We start from the raw sequence: 17,701 nt of genomic DNA, 5'->3' as shown, positions 1-17,701 counted from the left end.
ACCGTCGCTGCGGGGCGGACGAGCGGTCGGTACCGACCCGCGCGGGACGGCGTGCGACGAGTGACGCAGGACGAGAGGGGCAGCGGTGGCGGACGGTGGCAGGCGGCAGCGGCGGGCGTACATCGGGTCGTTCACGGCGGCCGGCGGCCCCGGCATCCTGACGGCGGACGTCGACCCCGACAGCGGCGCGCTCACCGTCGTGAGCGGCACGGACCGGCTGCCCGACCCGTCCTACCTCGCCCTGGCACCCGACGGAGCCACGCTCTACGCCGTCAGCGAGACGGCCGAGGGCGCGGTGGCCGCCTACCGGGTGACCGGGGACAAGCCCGAGCCCGCCGGCCGCCCGGTGCCCGTGGGCGGCGACGGACCGACCCACCTCAGCCTGTACGACGGCCATGTGCTCACCGCCAACTACGGCTCGGGCACCGTCTCCGCCGTGCCGGTCCGCTCCGACGGCAGCCTCGCCCGGTCCGCGTCCGGCGTCCTGCGGCACACCGGTTCCGGCCCCCATGCCCAGCGGCAGCAGGCGCCGCACGCGCACCAGGTGCGGCCCGACCCGAGCGGGCGGTGGGCGGTCAGCGTGGACCTGGGCACCGACTCGGTCCGGGTCTGCACCCTGACGGACGGCGCCCCGGCCGTGCACCGGGAGACCGCGCTGCGCCCCGGCTCGGGCCCGCGCCACCTGGCCTTCCACCCGGACGGCAGCCACGCCTACGTACTCAACGAACTGGCGCCCACCGTCACCGTCTGCCGCTGGGACGCGGCCGAGGGCGTCCTCCAGCCGCTCACCGAGGTGCCGGTGCTGACCGGGGCGCCGGCCGGGGACGCCTACCCGTCCGGCGTCGTGGTCTCGCCCGACGGCCGCTTCGTGTGGACCGCCACCCGCGGCGAGGACGTCCTGTCCGTCCTCGCCGTGGACCCGGACGGACTGCGCCTGACCGCGACCGTGCCCTGCGGCGGGCACTGGCCCCGGGAGATCGCCGAGTCGGGCGGCTTCCTGTACGCGGCCAACGAGCGCTCCGGGGACGTGACCTGGTTCGCCCTCGACCCGGACACCGGCGTGCCCCGCCGGGCCGGCTCACTGGCGGTGCCGGCGGCGTCCTGCGTGGTCTTCGGCTGACGTCGCCCGGGGTCCACGGCCGACCGCCGGGGGCCCTCTTCGCGCACGGCACGACCAAGGGCCCGCTCCCGTACCGGAGCGGGCCCTTCGGCTGCCCTGAGGTGCCGTGTCGCCGTGTCTCGTGCCGCCCGCGACCGCGTTCGTGGGGCGTCCGCGCGTCAGCGGACCGGAGTGCCCTGCGGCTGCTGGGGCGAGATGCCGAGCGCCGTCGTGTACTTGGCCAGCGCCAGCTTGCCGATCGCCGGGTACGGGCCGAGCGGCTCGGCGGTGGAGCAGCCCGCCTCCTTGGCGGCCTCCTCCAGCACGGACGCCTCGATCTCGGGGCCGATCAGGTACGGCGCGAGCGCCAGCTGCTGGGAGCCCGAGGAGCGCAGCTGCTCGGCCACGGACGCGATCGAGCCCTCCTCGTCCAGCGCGGCGGCGATCACCGGCACGGCGAGGCGCGCGGCGAGCAGCATGCCGGTGATCCCGGCCGCCTGCACCGCTTCGTCACCGCCCACGGAGGCGAGGATGATGCCGTCCGCGGCGGTGGCCACGGTGAACAGCCGGGCGCGGTCGGCGCGGGCCAGACCGGCCTCGGAGAGCCGCACGTGCAGGGCCTCGGCCAGCAGCGGGTGCGGCCCGAGCACGTCGGTCAGCTCGGCCGCGACCCTGCTGTCCATGACGGCCTGCCGGATCCGGCGCAGCAGCGCGTTGTCCGGGCCCGCCAGCAGCGGCACGACGACGGCGACGGGGCCGTCGGGGTCCTTCACCTCAAGGCCGGCGGCGCGCGCCTGCTCGAAGCGGGCGGTGCGCTCCTCGGCGGCGCTCACGAGCACGGCCGACAGCGAGGGGAACTCGGCGTCGTCCCCTTCGAGGTGTCCGACCCGGGCGTCGAGGCCGGGAAGCTCGGAGCGGGCGATGCTGATGACCTCGTCGGCGAGGCCCCGGGTGGCGCTACTGGGCGTGCCCGGGACCGCGAGGACAAGCGCGGGCGCGCCCTCGGGAGCCACCAGGGGCTCGGGGCGGCGGTGCCGTCCCGGCTGGCGGGGGCGCGGCATTCGTACTGGCAGGCCGGACGCGGGCCCAGTGGGGGAGCTCATGGCGCCGCATGTTACTGGTTTCCGGGGTTTCCCTGTTCGGGGAGGGTGCAGGTGAGCGGTATCCGTCCTGTTTTGTCTGATGAGTGATGTACGGATCGGACGACATCGGCACGATTCACCTCTCCGGCGGACCGGTTATCGGCCTTCCGTCACGGTCGTCACCCACAGCATCGTGTCATCACCCGGGAGGGTGAGCGTGCCGGTCGCCAGGTCGGTGGCGATGCGGACCGAGCCGTCCAGGGGATCACCCTCCGCGGCCGTCCGCCGCGCCTGCGGCAGCCGCTTCGCCAGCTCCTCCTCCAGCGGTGCGACGAGCGGGTCGCCCAGCTTCAGCAGGCCGCCGGTGACCGCGAGGCGGGGCTCGCCGTCGCGGGGGCAGACCGCGGCGGCCGAGTCGGCCATGTGCCGTGCGGCGGCGCGCAGGATCTCGACGGCCACGGGGTCGCCGGGCGCGCAGGCGGCCACGTCGGGCGCGAAGGAGGCGAGGACGGCGGGGCGGTCGGTCCGCGGATACAGCTGCCCCGGGATGCCCGCCGCCGGGCCGAAGCGCTCCCGGGCCCGGGCCAGCAGCGGCGCCGAGCCGCCCGCCCGCCCGTCGTGGGCGCGCAGCGCGGCCTCCAGGCCGGCCCGCCCGATCCACGCGCCGCCCCCGCAGTCGCCCAGCAGATGCCCCCAGCCGTCCGCCCGGTGCCAGCGGGCCAGGTCGGTGCCGGTCGCGATCAGGCCGGTCCCGGCGGCCACCACCGCTCCGGGCCGGGGTCCGAGGGCGCCGACGTAGGCGGTCACCGCGTCGGCGACCAGCGCGACCTTCCGCGCTCCCAACTCCCGGGCGAGTGCGCCCGGCAGTTCGGCGCGCAGGGCGTCGCCCAGGGTGGCCAGCCCGGCGGCCCCGACGACGACGGTGGCGAACCGGTCCACCCGCGTCTCGGTGGTCAACGTCCGCACCATGGGCAGCAGTTGGTCCATCAGGTGCGCCGGCTCGATGCCACGGGGCCCGGTGCGCACGGGCTCGCGCGACGCGCGGGTCCCGAGCGGGCCGCGCCCGTCGGCACCGGCGGTGCCCACAACCACCCGCAGACCTGAGCCGCCGGAGTCCACGGCCAGGAAGCCGCCGCTCACGGCAGCCGCCAGTCGACCGGCTGGCCCCCCAGCCGCACCAGCAGGTCGTTGGCCCTGCTGAACGGGCGGGAGCCGAAGAACCCGCGGTCGGCCGACATCGGGGACGGGTGCGCGGACTCCAGGGCCGGCAGGTCGCCGAGCAGCGGACGCAGGTTGCGGGCGTCGCGGCCCCACAGGATGGACACCATCGGCTTGCCGCGAGCCGCCAGGGCGCGTATCGCCTGCTCGGTGACCTCCTCCCAGCCCTTGCCGCGGTGGGCGGCGGGCTTGCGCGGGGCGGTGGTGAGCGCCCTGTTGAGCAGCAGCACGCCCTGCCGGGTCCACGGGGTCAGGTCGCCGTTGGAGGGCTGCGGCAGGTTCAGGTCGGTGTTGAGCTCCCGGAAGATGTTGAGGAGGCTGCCGGGCAGCGGACGCACCTCGGGCGCGACCGAGAACGACAGCCCCACGGCGTGCCCCGGGGTCGGATACGGGTCCTGCCCGACGATCAGTACCCGGACGTCGTCGAAGGGCTGCTGGAAGGCCCGCAGGACGTTGGCTCCGGCCGGGAGGTAGGTGCGTCCGGCGGCGATCTCCCCGCGCAGGAAGTCACCCATCGAGGTGATCCGCCCGGCGACGGGTTCCAGCGCCTTCGCCCAGCCCGCTTCGACGATTTCATTCAAGGGTCGTGGTGCCACGGGCGTCACCCTACTGCCGTACGGGTGACGCCGATCAAGCGGTGGCCAAGGCCGGATCCCCCCGCCCGGTTCACGCCAGGACCGCTGCCCGCACGCACAGCACGTCCGGCAGGTGGGAGGCCAACTGCCGCCAGCTGTCGCCGTCGTCGGCCGACGCGAACACCTCGCCGTTGCGATTGCCGAAGTACACGCCCGCGCGGTCCGCGTCGTCCGTGCACAGCGCGTCGCGCAGCACCGTGCCGTAGTGGTCCTCCTGGGGCAGGCCCGCCGACAGCGGTTCCCAGCTCTTGCCCGCGTCCGCGGTGCGGAAGACCCGGCACCGGTGGTCCGCGGGCACCCGGTCGGCGTCGGCGTTGATCGGGAAGACGTACGCCGTGTCGCCGCGGTGCGGGTGGGCGGCCACGGCGAACCCGAACGTGGACGGCAGCCCCTCGCCGATGTCCGTCCAGCGCCCGCCCGCGTCGTCGCTGCGGTACACCCCCCAGTGGTTCTGCAGGTACAGGCGGTCCGGGTCGGCCGCGTCCCGCGCGACCTTGTGCACGCACTGGCCGAACTCCGGGTCGGGGTCCGGCAGGAAGACCGCGGAGACACCGGAGTTGGACGGCGCCCAGGTCGAGCCGCCGTCGGTGGTGCGGAACACGCCCGCGGTCGACACGGCGACCGTCACCGAGTCGGGGTCCCGCCGGTCGGTGAGGACGGTGTGCAGCCCCTCCCCGCCGCCGCCCGGCACCCACTGCGACCGCGTGGGGTGCTCCCACAGGGGCCGGACCAGCTCGAAACTCTCGCCGCGGTCCTCCGAGCGGTACAGCGCCGCCGGTTCCGTGCCCGCGTAGACCACGTCCGGCTCGGCGGCGGCCGGGTGCAGCTGCCACACTCGCTCCAGCGAGGCTCCGGTGTCCTTGGGGAACTTGACGGCCGGAGCGCTCGGTTCGGTCCAGCTGCGGCCCAGGTCGTCGGAGTGGAACACCGACGGGCCCCAGTGCGCGCTGTCGCCGCCCGCCAGCAGGCGCGGGGTGTCGCCGCGGATGTCGAGGGCGACCGAGTAGACGGCCTGGGCGTTGAAATACGGACTCTCGTCGAACTCCCAGGTGCCACCCCGCCGGCGCCCGATGAACAGGCCCTTTCGGGTGCCCACGGCGAGCAGTACCTCGGTCATGCCGATCACCTCCGCGGCGTCCTCGTCGACGCCTTTGTCTCGGACACGGGCCAGTCTGCACCCAGCCACTGACAGTCACCTCTGGAGTCGGCGTCGTCGCAGCTCATCGCGGTGATGCGGAATGCTCGAGGAGTCGGGGGGAGGCGCGGCACGGGGTAGGACCCCGACCCCGCCCGCTCAGTCCGCCGTCGGCAGCGCCCGCGCCAGGATGCCGCCGAGTCCGGCCGTGGACGGCAGGGTGCCGAAGGCGTGTCCCCAGTCGCCGCCGAGCCGCGTGGCGCAGAAGGCGTCGGCGACGGCGGGCGGCGCGTGCCGGACCAGGAGGGAGCCCTGGAGGGTGAGGGCCATCAGCTCCACCAGCCGGCGGGCACCGGTCTCGGACGCCTCCGTCAGCCCCCGCTCCAGCCGGGCCACGGCGGCGTCCAGCCGGGCGTCCGCCCCGCGTGCGAGGGCGAGTTCCGCGAAGAGGGCGTGCGCGGTGGCGGGGGAGCGGCCCAGCGCGCGCAGGACGTCGAGGGCGTTGACGTTCCCCGAGCCCTCCCAGATCGACAGCAGCGGGGCCTCGCGGTAGTGGCGGGGCATGCCCGACTCCTCCACGTAGCCGTTGCCGCCGAGGCACTCCAGCGCCTCCGCGGTGAACGCGGGTCCCCGTTTGGTCACCCAGTACTTGCCGACGGCGGTGGCGATCCGCCGGAAGGCCGCCTCGGCGGTGTCCCCGCGCACCGCCCGGTCCGCCGCCCCGGCCAGCCGCAGGGTGAGCGCCGTCGCGGCCTCGGACTCCAGCGCCAGGTCCGCCAGCACGTTGCGCATCAGCGGCTGGTCGACGAGCCGGGCGCCGAACGCGCTGCGGTGCCGTGCGTGGTGGCCGGCCTCGACCAGCGTCTTGCGCATCAGCGTCGCCGAGGACATCACGCAGTCCAGCCGGGTGCAGTTGACCATCTCGATGATCGTCTTGACACCCTGCCCCTCGGGTCCGACCAGCCAGGCGACGGTGCCGTCGAACTCGGGTTCGGACGAGGCGTTGGACCGGTTGCCGAGCTTGTCCTTCAGCCGCTGGATGCGGAAGGTGTCGCGGGTGCCGTCCGGCAGCACGCGCGGCACCAGGAAGCAGGACAGGCCACCCTGCCCCCTGCCGGGCGCCACCTGGGCCAGCACCAGGAACACGTCGCACATCGGCGCCGACGTGAACCACTTGTGACCGCGCAGCGTGTACACGCCCGGCTCGGCGGTCGGGGTGGCCGTCGTCGTGTTCGTGCGGACGTCCGAGCCGCCCTGCTTCTCGGTCATGCCCATCCCGGCCAGCAGGCCGCGCTTCTCCGTGGGCGTCCGCAGCCCCGGCTCGTACTCCCTGCCGGTCAGCAGCGGCTCGTAGACCTCGGCCAGCTCCGGGGTGCCGCGCAGCGCCGGGACGGCCGCGTACGTCATCGACGTCGGGCACCCGTGCCCCGCCTCCGTGTGGCCCCACACCAGTCCGCCCGCGGTGCGCGCGACATGGGCGCCCGGCCGGTCGTCCGCCCAGGGCGCGCCCGCCAGGCCCTCCCCGACCGCCACCCGCAGCAGGTGGTGCCAGCTCGGGTGGTACTCCACCTCGTCGACCCGGTTGCCGTACCGGTCGTGGGTGCGCAGTACGGGTTCGTGGCGGTTGGCCAGGTCGCCCCAGTCCTGCGCCTGTGCGCTGCCGGCCCGCCGCCCGAGCCGGCGCAGCCCGTCCTCGGCCCACCCGGCGCCCTCCCGCCGCAGCCCTTCCAGCAGGGCCGTGTCGTCCGAGGCGTCGTAGGGGGCCAGGGGAGGGGGCTGGTTGGTGACGTCGTGCGTGGCGTACCCCTCCGGATGGCCCGCGGACTCCCCGTACTGCTCGTCCGGCTCCTGCGCGAGTGTCGTCATGACCCGAGTGTTGCACTGTCGCTGCGGCCGCAGCAATAGTGCAACACCTCGGGCGCACGTACAGTACGTGCTCATGTGGACGGACGACACGTGCCCGCGCGGATGAACGGTTCCGAGGCCCCCGGCGAGCCGCCGCTGCGCCCGCTGTCCGCGCGGTCGGTGGTTCTGAGCCTGCTGCTCGGCACGCATCCCCCCGAACTGCCGGTCCGGGAGCTGGTGCGGCTCGTGGAGGGTTTCGACGTCGGCGGGTCCACGGTGCGCGCAGCGCTCAGCCGGATGGCCGCCGCCGGGGACCTGCGGCGCACGGACACCGGCTACCGGCTCAGCGAGCGGCTGCTGGAACGTCAGCGGCGCCAGGACGAGGCCCTGCGCCCGCGCACGCGCGCGTGGGACGGCGACTGGGAGATGCTCGTGATCACCGCGACGGGCCGCGGACCCGCCGAACGCGCCGAACTGCGCACCCGGTTGACCGCGCTGCGCCTGGCCGAACTCCGGGAGGGCGTCTGGCTGCGCCCCGCCAACCTGCGCCGCCCGCTGCCCGCCGCTCTCGACGGCGTCGCCGAGCGCCTCGTCTCACGCCCCGGGCGCCCGGGCGCCGAACTGTCCGCGCGGCTGTGGCCGCTGGACACCTGGTCCCGTACCGCCCGGGACCTGCTCGCGCGGGTCGGCCGGGCCCGGCGGCCGGCCGACCGTCTCACCGCCTTCGCGGCCGTCGTGCGCCATCTGCTCGCCGACCCGGTGCTGCCCGCGGAACTGCTCCCGTCCGACTGGCCCGGGGCGGCCCTGCGGGACGCCTACACGGAGTATCAGCGGGAGCAGTCCGGACAGGTCCGGGCGGGCGGCACCCGGACCTGACACGTCACTTGTAGGTGATGTCGGAGGACGCGTACTTGCAGTAGGTGCCGTCGGCGCCCGAGCCGTTGGAGTCCGGCTCGTCGCCGTCGTCGTTGCCGATGTACTTCTGGCACGGCACGATCTTCTTGCTGCTGTCCCCGACGATGGTGATGTTGCGCAGGGTCGCGCTGTCGCCGTAGTTGGTGTTGATGCCGGCGATCCGGCCGCCCTTCCAGTTCACCTCGATGGTGTTGAGGTTGATCGTCCGCTTGTACTGCGACGAGCAGTTGCCGCAGGAGCGGATGAAGGTGCCGAAGTTCTTCACGGCGAAGTTGGAGACGTTCAGGGTGCCGGCGCCGTTGAACTGGAAGACCTTGTCACTGGCTTCCTTGGCGCCGCCTCCGGAGACGGTGTAGACGTTCGACGACGAGGAGCCCCGGAAGGTCGCCGCGTCCTCGCCGACGTCCTCCCACCAGACGTTCTGCAGCGTGCAGCTGCCCTCGCAGTGGACGCCGTCCGCGGCGGGGGCGCCGATGATCACGTTCTTGAGGACCGCGCCGGGTGCCAGTTCCAGGATCGGGCCCTGGTCCTCGTCCTGGCCGCCGGAGCCCAGGTCGCCGGTGCCGTACAGGCGCTTCATCCCGTAGTCCTTGGTGCCGGACACCGAGATGGTGGAGGAGACGCCTTGGCTGCCGTTGGGGGTGGGCCAGGTCGCGGCGTGCGCCGAGGTCGTCTGTATGGTCATGAGCATGCCAACCGAGAGGCCGAGTGCGGCCAACCCGCCGACGGCCGCGCGCCGCTGCGCGTGGGGGCGTGTCGCTGCGGTCATGTTCTGATCCCTTCCATAGGGAGTGGGGGTGGAACGGAACATGTACGTGAACGATGTGCGTCGACATGACTGCGATGCACGCGCGGTGGGGTGCAAGCGGGGCAATGAGTGTCCCACCGCACGCGTATCGGTCATGCTGATGAACGGACCGTAGAGGGTAAGCGCTTTCTGGTCAACGGGTCGCGCGAAACGCCACCTCACATGCCCCAGCCGTACTGGTCCGGCATCCGGACGTCCTCGCCCAGCTCCCGCGCCGCGTGCTGCGCCCAGGACGGGTTGCGCAGCAGTTCGCGACCCAGCAGTACCGCGTCGGCCTCACCGTTGGCCAGGATCTTCTCGGCCTGCGCCACCTCGGTGATCAGGCCGACGGCGGCGACCGGCACCTCCGCCCCGGCCCTCACCTGCGCGGCGAAGGGCACCTGGTAGCCGGGCCCGGTCGGGATCCGCACGCGCGGGACGTTGCCGCCGGTGGAGACGTCGAGGAGGTCGACGCCGTGCGCCTTGAGGTCGCCGGCCAGCCGGACGGTGTCCTCCCGCGTCCAGCCGCCCTCGTCGAGCCAGTCGGTCGCCGAGACGCGGAAGAACAGCGGCTTGTCGTCCGGCCACACCTCCCGTACGGCGTCGACGACCTCCAGGGCGAACCTGGTGCGGTTCTCGTACGAGCCGCCGTAGGCGTCGGTGCGGTGGTTGGAGTGCGGCGACAGGAACTCGTGGATCAGGTAGCCGTGGGCGCCGTGCAGCTCGACGATCTCGAAGCCGGCGGCGAGGGCCCGGCGCGCGGCGTCCGCGAACCGGCCGACCACCTCCTGGATCTGCGGGACCGTCAGCTCGGCCGGCACCGGGTGCCGTGCGTCGAACGCGAGCGCGCTCGGGGCCACCGGCTGCCAGCCGTGCGCGTCCGGCCCCACCGGGGCACCGCCCTTCCAGGGCTGCGCGGTCGACGCCTTGCGGCCCGCGTGGGCCAGCTGGACCGCGGGGACGGTGCCCTGGGAGCGCATGAAGTCCGTGATCCGGCGGAACGCCTCGACCTGCGTGTCGTTCCACAGCCCCAGATCCTGCGGGGAGATGCGGCCCTCGGGCGACACGCCGGTGGCCTCCACGACGATCAGGCCCGTGCCGCCGGCCGCGCGTGCGCCGTAGTGCGCGAAGTGCCAGTCGCCGGGGACGCCCGCCAACGGGCCCTGGGGTGCGGCGGAGTACTGGCACATCGGCGGCATCCAGACCCGGTTCGGGATCGTGGTGTCGCGCAGTTGCAGAGGCTGGAAGAGGGCACTCATGGCGGGCTGCTCCCTGGGGTGTGGCGGGTCGTGGCAGCTCGTACGATATCTCTCGTAGTACGGCAGGTGTCAAACTACGGTGGTCTTCGTACAATGGAGCCCCCGGACGAACTGGAGTCGCCGTGCCCCCCGCCGCCACCGCCGCAGGCGCCCGAGAGCTGCCGCACCCCGAGCGCGAGGAGATCCGGCTGGAGGGCGTGCTGCACGCCCTCTCCGATCCGGTGCGGCTGCGGATCGTGCGGGACCTCGCCGCCGACAGCGACGCGCTCTTCTCCTGCTCGCACTTCGATCTGCCGGTCACCAAGTCGACCACCACGCACCACTTCCGGGTGCTGCGCGAGAGCGGGGTGGTCCGGCAGACCTACCGGGGCACGGCCAAGATGAACGGCCTGCGCAGGGGCGACCTGGACGCGCTGTTCCCGGGGCTGCTCGACGCCCTGCTGTCCGCCGCCGCCCGCCAGGCCGCCGCCCTTGGTGGCAGCTGACCGCGTGTTCCATCCGCATGGAATGTGATCATTCGGTTACGTTGCGTATGTGCTCGAAGCATCCTTCTTTGATCGTTCTCTTCAGCTTTCCGATCGCTGTCCGGACGACGGTGAGATGTCCGTGCGGCACGCCTGGGTGGTGCGGGAGGGCGGTGCCACCGCCTCCTGGTTCGATGTCCGGCTGGATTTCGCCGACGGCGCCCGGGTGGACGCGCTCGCCGTCCTGTCCGGCCGGGAGGTGCGGGTCGAGGGCGTGCGGGCCGAACCGCCCCTGTCCCTCGACGACCTCGCCGTGCTCGCCGAGTGGCTGGAGAACCCGCTCTTCGCGGCCTGTGTGCGGGCGCCCGCACACGCGCTGCCGGCCGTGTCGCGCCGGGGCCGTCCCGCGTGGCCGCGCGGCAGGGAGGAGCGCCGGCTCGTGGCGCGGGAGTACCAGGAGGCCCGCGAGGAGGGGGCCGACCCCGTCCTCGCGGTGATGCGCGTGACCGGGCACAGCAGGCGCAAGTCCCTCAGGCTGATCGGCCAGGCGCGTGACGAGGGGCTCCTGGCGCCGCGTCGCGCCCGCCGCTGAGCCGCCGCCGCCCGAGGGTCACAGCATCTCGCGCATCCGCGAGATCTCGCTCGTCTGCTGGGCGGCCACGTCGTCGGCCATCTCCTCGACCTGCACGTTGTTGCCCTGCGACTTGACGTCCGTGGCCATGGTGATCGCGCCCTCGTGATGGGTGATCATCAGAGTGAGGAAGAGCTGGTCGAAGGCCTTACCCCGCGCCGCGCGCAGCTTCTCGAGCTGGGCCTCGGTCGCCATGCCGGGCATCGCGGCGTGCTCGTGCCCGCCGCCCGTCCCCTTCTCGTCCTTCTCCTTCTCGCCGTGGTTCTTCAGCCAGCCCCGCATCGCCTCGATCTCCGGGCCCTGTGCGGCGGAGATCCGTTCGGCGAGCTTCTTGATCTTGCCCGACTCGGCCTGCTCCGGCACGAGTTCGGTCATCTTCAGCGCCTGGGCGTGGTGCTGGATCATCATCCGCGCGTAGGAGACGTCCGCCGAGTTGGGGGAGTCGTCGTCGGCCCGCTGCTTCTCGGCGTCCTCGGCGGACAGCGTCCGGTTGTCCTCGCCCGGCCGGCCGGGGGCGATCACCGAGGGCCCGGTCCTGGCGGCCGTCCCGGTGTCCGGGTCCGAGTCGCAGGCGCTCAGGCCGAGAACGGCCAGGGCGGTCAGCGAGGCCGTGACGAGCGACGCGCCGGACATCGCGGAGCGAAAGGGCACAACAACCTCCTGTGGCAGGCGGAATGCGGAGCACCTCGTGGGTGCGATGACCGTCCTAGCACGCTTCCGCGCGTCACTGATCAAAAAACTTCATTGCGTGTTTGTTGCCCCCTGTTGGTATGAGCATGGCGAAGACGATACTGCGTGGTGCGTGAACCGTTCCGTCGGGAACGGACCTAGGGAGGAAACAGTGACCCTGTTGAACGACCCGCGAACGCGGCGCAGACGCCTGGGAGTCGCGGCGGTCGCCGCCGGACTGCTCTCCGCGCTGCTCACCGCCGGTCCGGCCGTGGCGACCCCAGACCCCGGGGACAGCCCGGCCACGTCGAAGGAGGTGTCGAAGAGCGCGCGCGCCGAGGTGCGCGAGGCGATAGAGAGCGGCGAGATACCCGGCCAGGACGAGATAGTCCACTCGGACAACATCGAGCACCTGACGAACATCCCCAAGGACGCACTCCCGGGCACCAATTCGGACCTGGCCTTCCAGGGCCAGTACGCCTTCGCCGGCAACTACGACGGCTTCCGCATCTTCGACATCAAGAACCCGAAGAAGCCGAGGACCGTCGCCCAGGTGCTGTGTCCCGGTTCGCAGAACGACATCTCCGTCTCCGGTGACCTGCTGTTCCTGTCGACCGACTCCTCGCGCAGCGACAGCAGTTGCAACAGCACCACGCAGCCGGCGACCGAGAAGTCCTCCTGGGAGGGCATGAAGGTCTTCGACATCAGCGACAAGCGGAACCCGAAGTACGTCGCCGCCGTCGAGACCGCCTGCGGCTCGCACACCCACACGCTGGTGCCCGAGCGCAAGAACGTCTACGTCTACGTCTCCTCGTACTCGCCGAGCGCCTCGTACCCCGACTGCCAGCCGCCGCACGACGGGATCTCCGTCATCAAGGTGCCGCGCAAGGCGCCCGAGCGGGCGGCGGTCGTGGACTTCCCGGTGCTGTTCCCCGGTGAGGGCCCCGACGGTGGCGGCAACCCGGGCGGACCGACCAACCCGGGCGTCTCCAAGACCACCGGCTGCCACGACATCACCGTGCTGCCCTCCGAGGACCTCGCGGCGGGCGCCTGCATGGGTGACGGCATCCTGTTCTCCATCAAGGACCCCGAGCGCCCGAAGGTCATCGACCGCGTCCAGGACAACGTGAACTTCGCGTTCTGGCACTCGGCGACCTTCAACCAGAAGGCCAACAAGGTCGTCTTCACCGACGAGCTGGGCGGCGGCGGCGCGGCCACCTGCAACGCGGAGATCGGCCCGAACCGGGGCGCCGACGGCATCTACGACCTCGTCGGCCGGGGCGACCACCGCAAGCTGGTCTTCCGCAGCTACTTCAAGATCCCCCGCCACCAGGCGGACACCGAGAACTGCGTCGCCCACAACGGCTCGCTGATCCCGGTCAAGGGCCGCGACATCATGGTGCAGGCCTGGTACCAGGGCGGCGTCTCCGTCTGGGAGTTCACCGACTCCAAGCGTCCCAAGGAGATCGCCTACTTCGAACGCGGACCGCTGACCACCGACGGCATGACCACGGGCGGTTCCTGGTCGGCGTACTACTACAACGGCTACATCTACTCGAACGACATCGCCAAGGGCTTCGACGTCCTCAAGCTCGACGACCGGCGCACCGACCCGGCCAAGCGGGTTCACCTGCGTGAGCTGAACACGCAGACGCAGCCGGACTACTTCGACTGAGCCTGGTCGTCGGGCCCGCCTGTTGCGAAGAACCGCGACAGGTCCGTGTCGCACACGGTCCCGCCGGACGCCTCGGTGTCCGGCGGGACACCCGTCTCCCACTCCAGCCGGTATCGCTTGAACAACTCGGCGCGCAGCACCGGCACGGGCATCGGAACGCCCGGCACCAGGGCCGCGAAGACGGCTCCCATCAGCAGCGCGCGCAGCATCGGGTAGTCGCGGTCGACGTCCCGCGAGCCGTGCCGGGCGACGGTGTCCCGCAGGAGTTCCGCCAGCCTCCGCTGCTCGGGGCACGGCACGAAACCCACCTCGGCCTGGAGCAGGCCCGCCATGTGCTGGCGCATGAGCACCGGCCGGTCCCTGGCGAGGCCCAGGATCGCGTCGATGGCCCGCGCCATCCGCTCGGGCCCGTCGGCGGTGCGGGGTTCGCGCTCCAGGGCCTCCTCCAGCGTGCGGTGCATCAGCCGGTGCACGGCGGACTGCACCAGTTGGCGTTTGCCGGGGAAGTAGTACGAGACCAGGCCGCGTGCCGAGCCCGCGCGGTCGGCGATGGCGCCCAGCGTGGTCGCCTCGTACCCGTGCTCGCCCACCAGCTCCACGGCGGCCTGCAGAAGCCGCTCCTTCGAACGCCGCCGCAACTCTTCATTGACCGAGGCGCTGCGCGGGGACATGCTGTACTCCTGCGTTGACTGGCTGCCAGCCAACTATACTCGGCGCAGGCGGGCCGGCCCTTCAGGGGTCCGGTCCGGTCATGTCCGTCCCGGGCGACACGGGGGATCGTCCGGGACGGACGAATCAGCCCCGCTGGTTGCCTCGGGCTATGACCATCGGCGGGGGCGTCTCGATCCGGTCAGCCCGTGATCTCGCCTTCGAACTTGGGAAACTCAAGGTCGAAGTCCTCACTGCTCCGCTGCATGGTCACCGCTAGAGGGCGTTGTCGTTGCGTGTGGGGTGCCTCGGTCTCGGTCTCTCGCCTGATGGGTCTGACAGTGCGTGCGGCAGCGCCTGTCGTCTCGGCTGCCGCCGCGGTGCGTCGGTGCTCAGCTCTCGTGGATGTGGGCGAGGCTGCCGTCGTGTTGTTCGTAGTGGGAGAGGGCGATGCCGATGCCGATGAAGGTGGGCGCCCATTCGCCTACGAAGATGCCCCATCGGTCGGCGCGTTCGATGCCGGCGGCTTCGGCTTTGAGGCTGCCGATCCAGGAGGCGACGCTGAGGCCGATGGAGGCGATGCCGGCGAGGTAGGCGTGTTCGCTTCTGATGCCGATGTCGTGCATCTTTTTGATGATCACGGCGGGTCCTCTCTGTGGGGTTGGGGTCGGAGTTCCACATCCGCTACGTCCTATTCGTGCCGTATTGGCGGGTAGGTGCAATCTGCGGAGTTGGCGGTGGAAGGCTCGCCGCCGCGGCCACATGGAAAGAGCAGCGGGGCGGACGGGCTCCACTGGCGTTTGCGAAGAAGCAGCCGGCAGAGAAGGCGCGGCGGGCTGCACCCCGCAGCGCTTCCTAGCTGTCCAGAAGTCCAAGGGCGCTGTCGGGCCGGCACACGTCGCAGGGTTTGACGCCCTCGGTGACAGCGCGACGCGCATCGTCGAGGCTGATGCCGCGAGTGCGCTTGCCCCGGTTCCAGCAGTCGCCTTGGTGGACTTGGACGGGCGGGCTGTTCCGGTTGAGGCCGGTTTCGAGGAGCCAGTCGGGTGGCCGGGGCCGGTCCTGGATGCCGCGCTGCCGCTCTGCCTCCCGCTGCTCTGCCTGCCGGATGGCGGCCCGCACCTCGTTGAGGGTGTAGGCGAGCCAGGTCTCCAGGGTGCGGAGTCGCGGCAGGTCGGGCGGGAGGTCGGTCACGTCTCCAGCTTGCACCAAAATTCGAACAAGATTTCTACTGGGGTCATGGTCAGACGCAAGGTCGAGTACCTCACCGACACCCAGGAGCGGATCCTCGGCGCCATCCGCGCGGCCATCACGGACCAGGGCGACGCCCCCACCGTGGCCGAGATCGCCACCACCGTGGATATGCGGCCGTCATCGGTGCACTATCAGCTGCGCGAGCTGGAAGCGAAGGGTGCCATCGCCCGCGAGCCGCGCCGGCCGCGAGGAATCCGACTCGCATGATGGCGGGTACGGCCGCCGGGCGCTTCCACCTGACCGTGGTCGCCGATGGCAGGGAGCTGCTGCGGCCCCCCGGCACTCGCCCGCCGTCTCGACCGCGACACAGGCAGGTACGGGGAGTCTGGGCTCGCGGCGGCCGCGCTCAGCCTGGATCGTCTTTCTGCTTGGCGGGATGGGGCGAGCTGCTCACAGGCGCGACGCCCCTGCGCTGTCAGTGGCACCTCGTAGGCTCGTCCTATCGATCCGACGAGCAAGTCGGGTTTGTTGTGGCTGAGGGCCCCGTCTGGTCACGCAGGCGGGGTCTGCCGCTGCCCGGGTGCATCCGTCGGGAGGGTGCTACGGGAAGGTGACTGAGAGGGCTCATCCTCGGGACCCTCGCCGCCCCCGGTGCCTCCGGCGGAATCACCACCGGGGGCGGCCTCACCGCGCAAGCTCCTTGTGTCGGACGACCTTCCTTGCGGCCATCTCCGCGTCGACGCGAGGCTCGCCTTCCGCGGGGCGGGGTCTGCTGTCGGCGGCGACAGCACGTGCCCGCGCTCGGCCGGTGATGCGATGCGGGTCAGGGCAACCCGGAGGGACACCCACGGCACCCGAAGCCCGCCTGGCTGTAGGCGCCTCACCAGGAGATACGCCGCAACACGGCAGGTCGACAGGGCGCCCCGACAGTGTCCCGGGCGACACGGGCAAGTCGGTCGGGGTGGATGAAATCCGCCCCGCTGTTTGCCTCGGGTTACGCGCCCGGCCGCCTGGCGCGCACCAGGTCGAGCACCGGCCGCAGTCCGGCCGGGCGCTCGGTCACCGGCAGGTGGTCCACGAAGTGCACTCCGCAGCCGAAGGCCGCGGCGCCGCCGTCCGCCCGCCGGTCGTCGCCCACCATCAGGGTCCGCCCCGGCTCGGCGCCGAGCGCCTCGCAGGCCAGCGCGAAGAGCCGGGGGTCGGGCTTGCGGATGCCGTGCTCGTAGGACAGGGCGTACGTGTCCACGTACCGGTCGAGGCCGTGTGCGCGGAAGACGGGCCGCAGGTCCCAGCCGATGTTGCTGACCACGCCCACGGCGACGCCCTGCCCGCGCAGCGTCTCCAGCACCTCGGCGGCGTCGGGGTAGGGACGCCAGGCGTCCGGCGTCATGTGCCGCTCGTACAGCGCGTCGTGCAGCCCGGGATCCGGCAGCGGCACCCGCCTGGACAGCCCGGTGTAGGCGGTCCGGTGCAGCGCGGAGCTCTGGTCGCGGATCTCCCACACCCCGGCCAGCTCCTCCGGCACCCGCGACGGCGGTGCGCCACCGGGCAGCGCCCCCGCGGCCTCCAGGGCCCGTGCCGTCTCCGTCAGCTCCGGACCGGACAGGGGCACCCCGGCACCGTCGAGCACGGCACGCAGCCAGTCCTCGGACGATTCGATGCGGAACAGGGTCCCGGAGAAGTCGAACAGCACGGCGGTCATGGGCGGATCCTATGAGGCGGGGCGGCGGTCGGTGCCGGAGTCAGGGATGCCGGCGCCGGTGCACCAGGACCGCCAGCGCCGTGACCAGGACGCCCAGGAGCCAGCCGCCCGCCACGTCCGTGGCCCAGTGCACGCCCAGCCACACCCGGGTCACACCGACGCCCGCCACGGAGATCACCGCCACGGCCCAGGCGGCGCGGCGCAGGGCGGGGGAGGCGCCGTAGTAGTGGACGAGCCACAGCAGGAGGCCGCACACGAAGGTCGCCGTCATGGCGTGGCCGGACGGGAAGGCCGCGTAGTGGGCCGAGTCGACGGGGTCGGGCCAGACCGGGCGGGGACGGTCCACCGCGGCCTTCAGGACCTGTTGGAGGAGGCTGCCCAGCAGGCAGGTGGCCCCCAGCCAGACGGCCGTCCACCGGTCCCCGCGCCGGAACCAGAGCCACAGCACGACCGCGGCGCACAGGAGTCGCATCGTCCACGTGTCCCACACCCAGTCGGTGAGGACCCGCATGACCTGCGTGACGTCGGGTTCGTCGACGGCCCAACGGTGCGTCGTGGTGGCGATGTCGTCGTCGAGGCGGATCAACGGCCCCCACTCGACCGCCACCAGCGTGAGCAGCAGCGCCGAGCACACGGCCAGCGTCCAGGTGAGGCCGAGAGCAGTGCGGGGGCGCGGTGGAGTGGGCGGGGAGTCGACGGGCGGCGTCTGCATGCTGCGATACTCGCCGACCGGATGGCCCGGA

General features: G+C 72.5%; 19 protein-coding genes. 6 read left to right on the top strand and 13 right to left on the bottom strand.

What is annotated here, in order from left to right:
• Positions 1–85: 85 nt before the first annotated feature.
• Positions 86–1,120, top strand: a complete 1,035-nt coding sequence (locus ACGF3J_RS25660; RefSeq protein ID WP_393854914.1) for a lactonase family protein — start codon at positions 86–88, stop codon at positions 1,118–1,120.
• A 158-nt stretch (positions 1,121–1,278) separates the two neighbouring features.
• Here ACGF3J_RS25660 and ACGF3J_RS25655 read toward each other — a convergent pair whose 3' ends face one another.
• From ACGF3J_RS25655 to ACGF3J_RS25635, 5 genes are all read right to left on the bottom strand, one after another.
• On the bottom strand, positions 1,279–2,202 hold the full coding sequence (locus tag ACGF3J_RS25655) for a sirohydrochlorin chelatase (protein WP_161326529.1): 924 nt from the start codon (positions 2,200–2,202) through the stop codon (positions 1,279–1,281).
• Positions 2,203–2,337: 135 nt separating this feature from the next.
• Complete coding sequence (locus ACGF3J_RS25650) at positions 2,338–3,321, bottom strand: N-acetylglucosamine kinase (protein WP_393854913.1); 984 nt, start codon at positions 3,319–3,321, stop codon at positions 2,338–2,340.
• A complete protein-coding gene (locus ACGF3J_RS25645; protein ID WP_122620777.1) occupies positions 3,318–3,995 on the bottom strand; it encodes a uracil-DNA glycosylase in 678 nt (225 codons plus the stop codon). Before ACGF3J_RS25645 ends, ACGF3J_RS25650 begins: the two co-directional genes overlap by 4 nt.
• Positions 3,996–4,065: 70 nt before the next feature.
• Entirely contained in the window at positions 4,066–5,220 is a 1,155-nt protein-coding gene (locus tag ACGF3J_RS25640) for a WD40/YVTN/BNR-like repeat-containing protein (protein ID WP_393854912.1), read from the bottom strand.
• Positions 5,221–5,328: 108 nt separating this feature from the next.
• Complete coding sequence (locus ACGF3J_RS25635; protein ID WP_393854911.1) at positions 5,329–7,035, bottom strand: acyl-CoA dehydrogenase family protein; 1,707 nt, start codon at positions 7,033–7,035, stop codon at positions 5,329–5,331.
• Between the two features lie 102 nt (positions 7,036–7,137).
• Between ACGF3J_RS25635 and ACGF3J_RS25630 the strand changes: the two genes are divergently transcribed.
• Complete coding sequence (locus ACGF3J_RS25630) at positions 7,138–7,890, top strand: PaaX family transcriptional regulator C-terminal domain-containing protein (protein ID WP_393854970.1); 753 nt, start codon at positions 7,138–7,140, stop codon at positions 7,888–7,890.
• 4 nt (positions 7,891–7,894) lie between these two features.
• Here ACGF3J_RS25630 and ACGF3J_RS25625 read toward each other — a convergent pair whose 3' ends face one another.
• Together ACGF3J_RS25625 and ACGF3J_RS25620 are read right to left on the bottom strand one after the other, a co-directional pair.
• A complete protein-coding gene (locus ACGF3J_RS25625) occupies positions 7,895–8,698 on the bottom strand; it encodes a pectate lyase (protein ID WP_393854910.1) in 804 nt (267 codons plus the stop codon).
• Positions 8,699–8,895: 197 nt separating this feature from the next.
• Positions 8,896–9,975: an NADH:flavin oxidoreductase/NADH oxidase gene (locus ACGF3J_RS25620; protein WP_161332229.1), complete on the bottom strand. Its 1,080-nt coding sequence runs from the start codon at positions 9,973–9,975 to the stop codon at positions 8,896–8,898.
• A 122-nt stretch (positions 9,976–10,097) separates the two neighbouring features.
• On the opposite strand from ACGF3J_RS25620, the gene ACGF3J_RS25615 reads away from it, so the two are divergent.
• Positions 10,098–10,460 (top strand): helix-turn-helix transcriptional regulator, encoded by a 363-nt coding sequence (locus tag ACGF3J_RS25615; RefSeq protein ID WP_161332230.1) that lies wholly within the window; start codon positions 10,098–10,100, stop codon positions 10,458–10,460.
• Between the two features lie 115 nt (positions 10,461–10,575).
• The gene (locus tag ACGF3J_RS25610) at positions 10,576–11,031 is read left to right on the top strand and encodes a DUF6214 family protein (protein ID WP_393854909.1); all 456 of its coding nucleotides are present in this window, start codon (positions 10,576–10,578) and stop codon (positions 11,029–11,031) included.
• Positions 11,032–11,049: 18 nt separating this feature from the next.
• Here ACGF3J_RS25610 and ACGF3J_RS25605 read toward each other — a convergent pair whose 3' ends face one another.
• Entirely contained in the window at positions 11,050–11,703 is a 654-nt protein-coding gene (locus tag ACGF3J_RS25605; protein ID WP_202558996.1) for a DUF305 domain-containing protein, read from the bottom strand.
• 208 nt (positions 11,704–11,911) lie between these two features.
• Here ACGF3J_RS25605 and ACGF3J_RS25600 point away from each other — a divergent pair, with 208 nt between their 5' ends.
• Positions 11,912–13,414 (top strand): hypothetical protein, encoded by a 1,503-nt coding sequence (locus ACGF3J_RS25600; RefSeq protein ID WP_161332233.1) that lies wholly within the window; start codon positions 11,912–11,914, stop codon positions 13,412–13,414.
• Here ACGF3J_RS25600 and ACGF3J_RS25595 read toward each other — a convergent pair.
• The 3 genes from ACGF3J_RS25595 to ACGF3J_RS25585 form a co-directional block, all read right to left on the bottom strand.
• Positions 13,402–14,085, bottom strand: coding sequence for a TetR/AcrR family transcriptional regulator (locus ACGF3J_RS25595; protein WP_393854908.1), 684 nt, complete (start codon positions 14,083–14,085; stop codon positions 13,402–13,404). The two genes, ACGF3J_RS25600 and ACGF3J_RS25595, sit on opposite strands and share 13 nt — an antisense overlap.
• A 369-nt stretch (positions 14,086–14,454) precedes the next feature.
• On the bottom strand, positions 14,455–14,703 hold the full coding sequence (locus tag ACGF3J_RS25590; protein WP_241000106.1) for a hypothetical protein: 249 nt from the start codon (positions 14,701–14,703) through the stop codon (positions 14,455–14,457).
• Positions 14,704–14,917: 214 nt separating this feature from the next.
• Complete coding sequence (locus ACGF3J_RS25585) at positions 14,918–15,256, bottom strand: DUF6233 domain-containing protein (RefSeq protein ID WP_393854907.1); 339 nt, start codon at positions 15,254–15,256, stop codon at positions 14,918–14,920.
• A 45-nt stretch (positions 15,257–15,301) separates the two neighbouring features.
• Between ACGF3J_RS25585 and ACGF3J_RS25580 the strand changes: the two genes are divergently transcribed.
• Positions 15,302–15,523, top strand: a complete 222-nt coding sequence (locus ACGF3J_RS25580; protein ID WP_161332236.1) for a LexA family transcriptional regulator — start codon at positions 15,302–15,304, stop codon at positions 15,521–15,523.
• Between the two features lie 727 nt (positions 15,524–16,250).
• On the opposite strand, the gene ACGF3J_RS25575 is transcribed toward ACGF3J_RS25580, so the two are convergent.
• Together ACGF3J_RS25575 and ACGF3J_RS25570 are read right to left on the bottom strand one after the other, a co-directional pair.
• A complete protein-coding gene (locus ACGF3J_RS25575; RefSeq protein ID WP_393854906.1) occupies positions 16,251–16,958 on the bottom strand; it encodes an HAD family hydrolase in 708 nt (235 codons plus the stop codon).
• A gap of 40 nt (positions 16,959–16,998) precedes the next feature.
• Positions 16,999–17,670, bottom strand: coding sequence for a phosphatase PAP2 family protein (locus tag ACGF3J_RS25570; RefSeq protein ID WP_393854905.1), 672 nt, complete (start codon positions 17,668–17,670; stop codon positions 16,999–17,001).
• Positions 17,671–17,701 lie beyond the last annotated feature (31 nt).

It is taken from the genome of Streptomyces sp. NPDC048171, assembly GCF_043202655.1.
In the GTDB taxonomy this organism is placed as follows: Bacteria; Actinomycetota; Actinomycetes; order Streptomycetales; family Streptomycetaceae; genus Streptomyces.
This window is presented reverse-complemented; position numbering and strand designations above follow the sequence as displayed.

Coding starts and splice junctions, on each gene's coding strand:
- ACGF3J_RS25655 (WP_161326529.1), bottom strand. CDS start 2,202: ATGAGCTCCCCCACTGGGCCCGCGTCCGGCCTGCCAGTACGAATGCCG.
- ACGF3J_RS25635 (WP_393854911.1), bottom strand. CDS start 7,035: ATGACGACACTCGCGCAGGAGCCGGACGAGCAGTACGGGGAGTCCGCG.
- ACGF3J_RS25630 (WP_393854970.1), top strand. CDS start 7,138: ATGAACGGTTCCGAGGCCCCCGGCGAGCCGCCGCTGCGCCCGCTGTCC.
- ACGF3J_RS25625 (WP_393854910.1), bottom strand. CDS start 8,698: ATGACCGCAGCGACACGCCCCCACGCGCAGCGGCGCGCGGCCGTCGGC.
- ACGF3J_RS25620 (WP_161332229.1), bottom strand. CDS start 9,975: ATGAGTGCCCTCTTCCAGCCTCTGCAACTGCGCGACACCACGATCCCG.
- ACGF3J_RS25610 (WP_393854909.1), top strand. CDS start 10,576: ATGTCCGTGCGGCACGCCTGGGTGGTGCGGGAGGGCGGTGCCACCGCC.
- ACGF3J_RS25605 (WP_202558996.1), bottom strand. CDS start 11,703: ATGTCCGGCGCGTCGCTCGTCACGGCCTCGCTGACCGCCCTGGCCGTT.
- ACGF3J_RS25595 (WP_393854908.1), bottom strand. CDS start 14,085: ATGTCCCCGCGCAGCGCCTCGGTCAATGAAGAGTTGCGGCGGCGTTCG.
- ACGF3J_RS25580 (WP_161332236.1), top strand. CDS start 15,302: ATGGTCAGACGCAAGGTCGAGTACCTCACCGACACCCAGGAGCGGATC.
- ACGF3J_RS25575 (WP_393854906.1), bottom strand. CDS start 16,958: ATGACCGCCGTGCTGTTCGACTTCTCCGGGACCCTGTTCCGCATCGAA.
- ACGF3J_RS25570 (WP_393854905.1), bottom strand. CDS start 17,670: ATGCAGACGCCGCCCGTCGACTCCCCGCCCACTCCACCGCGCCCCCGC.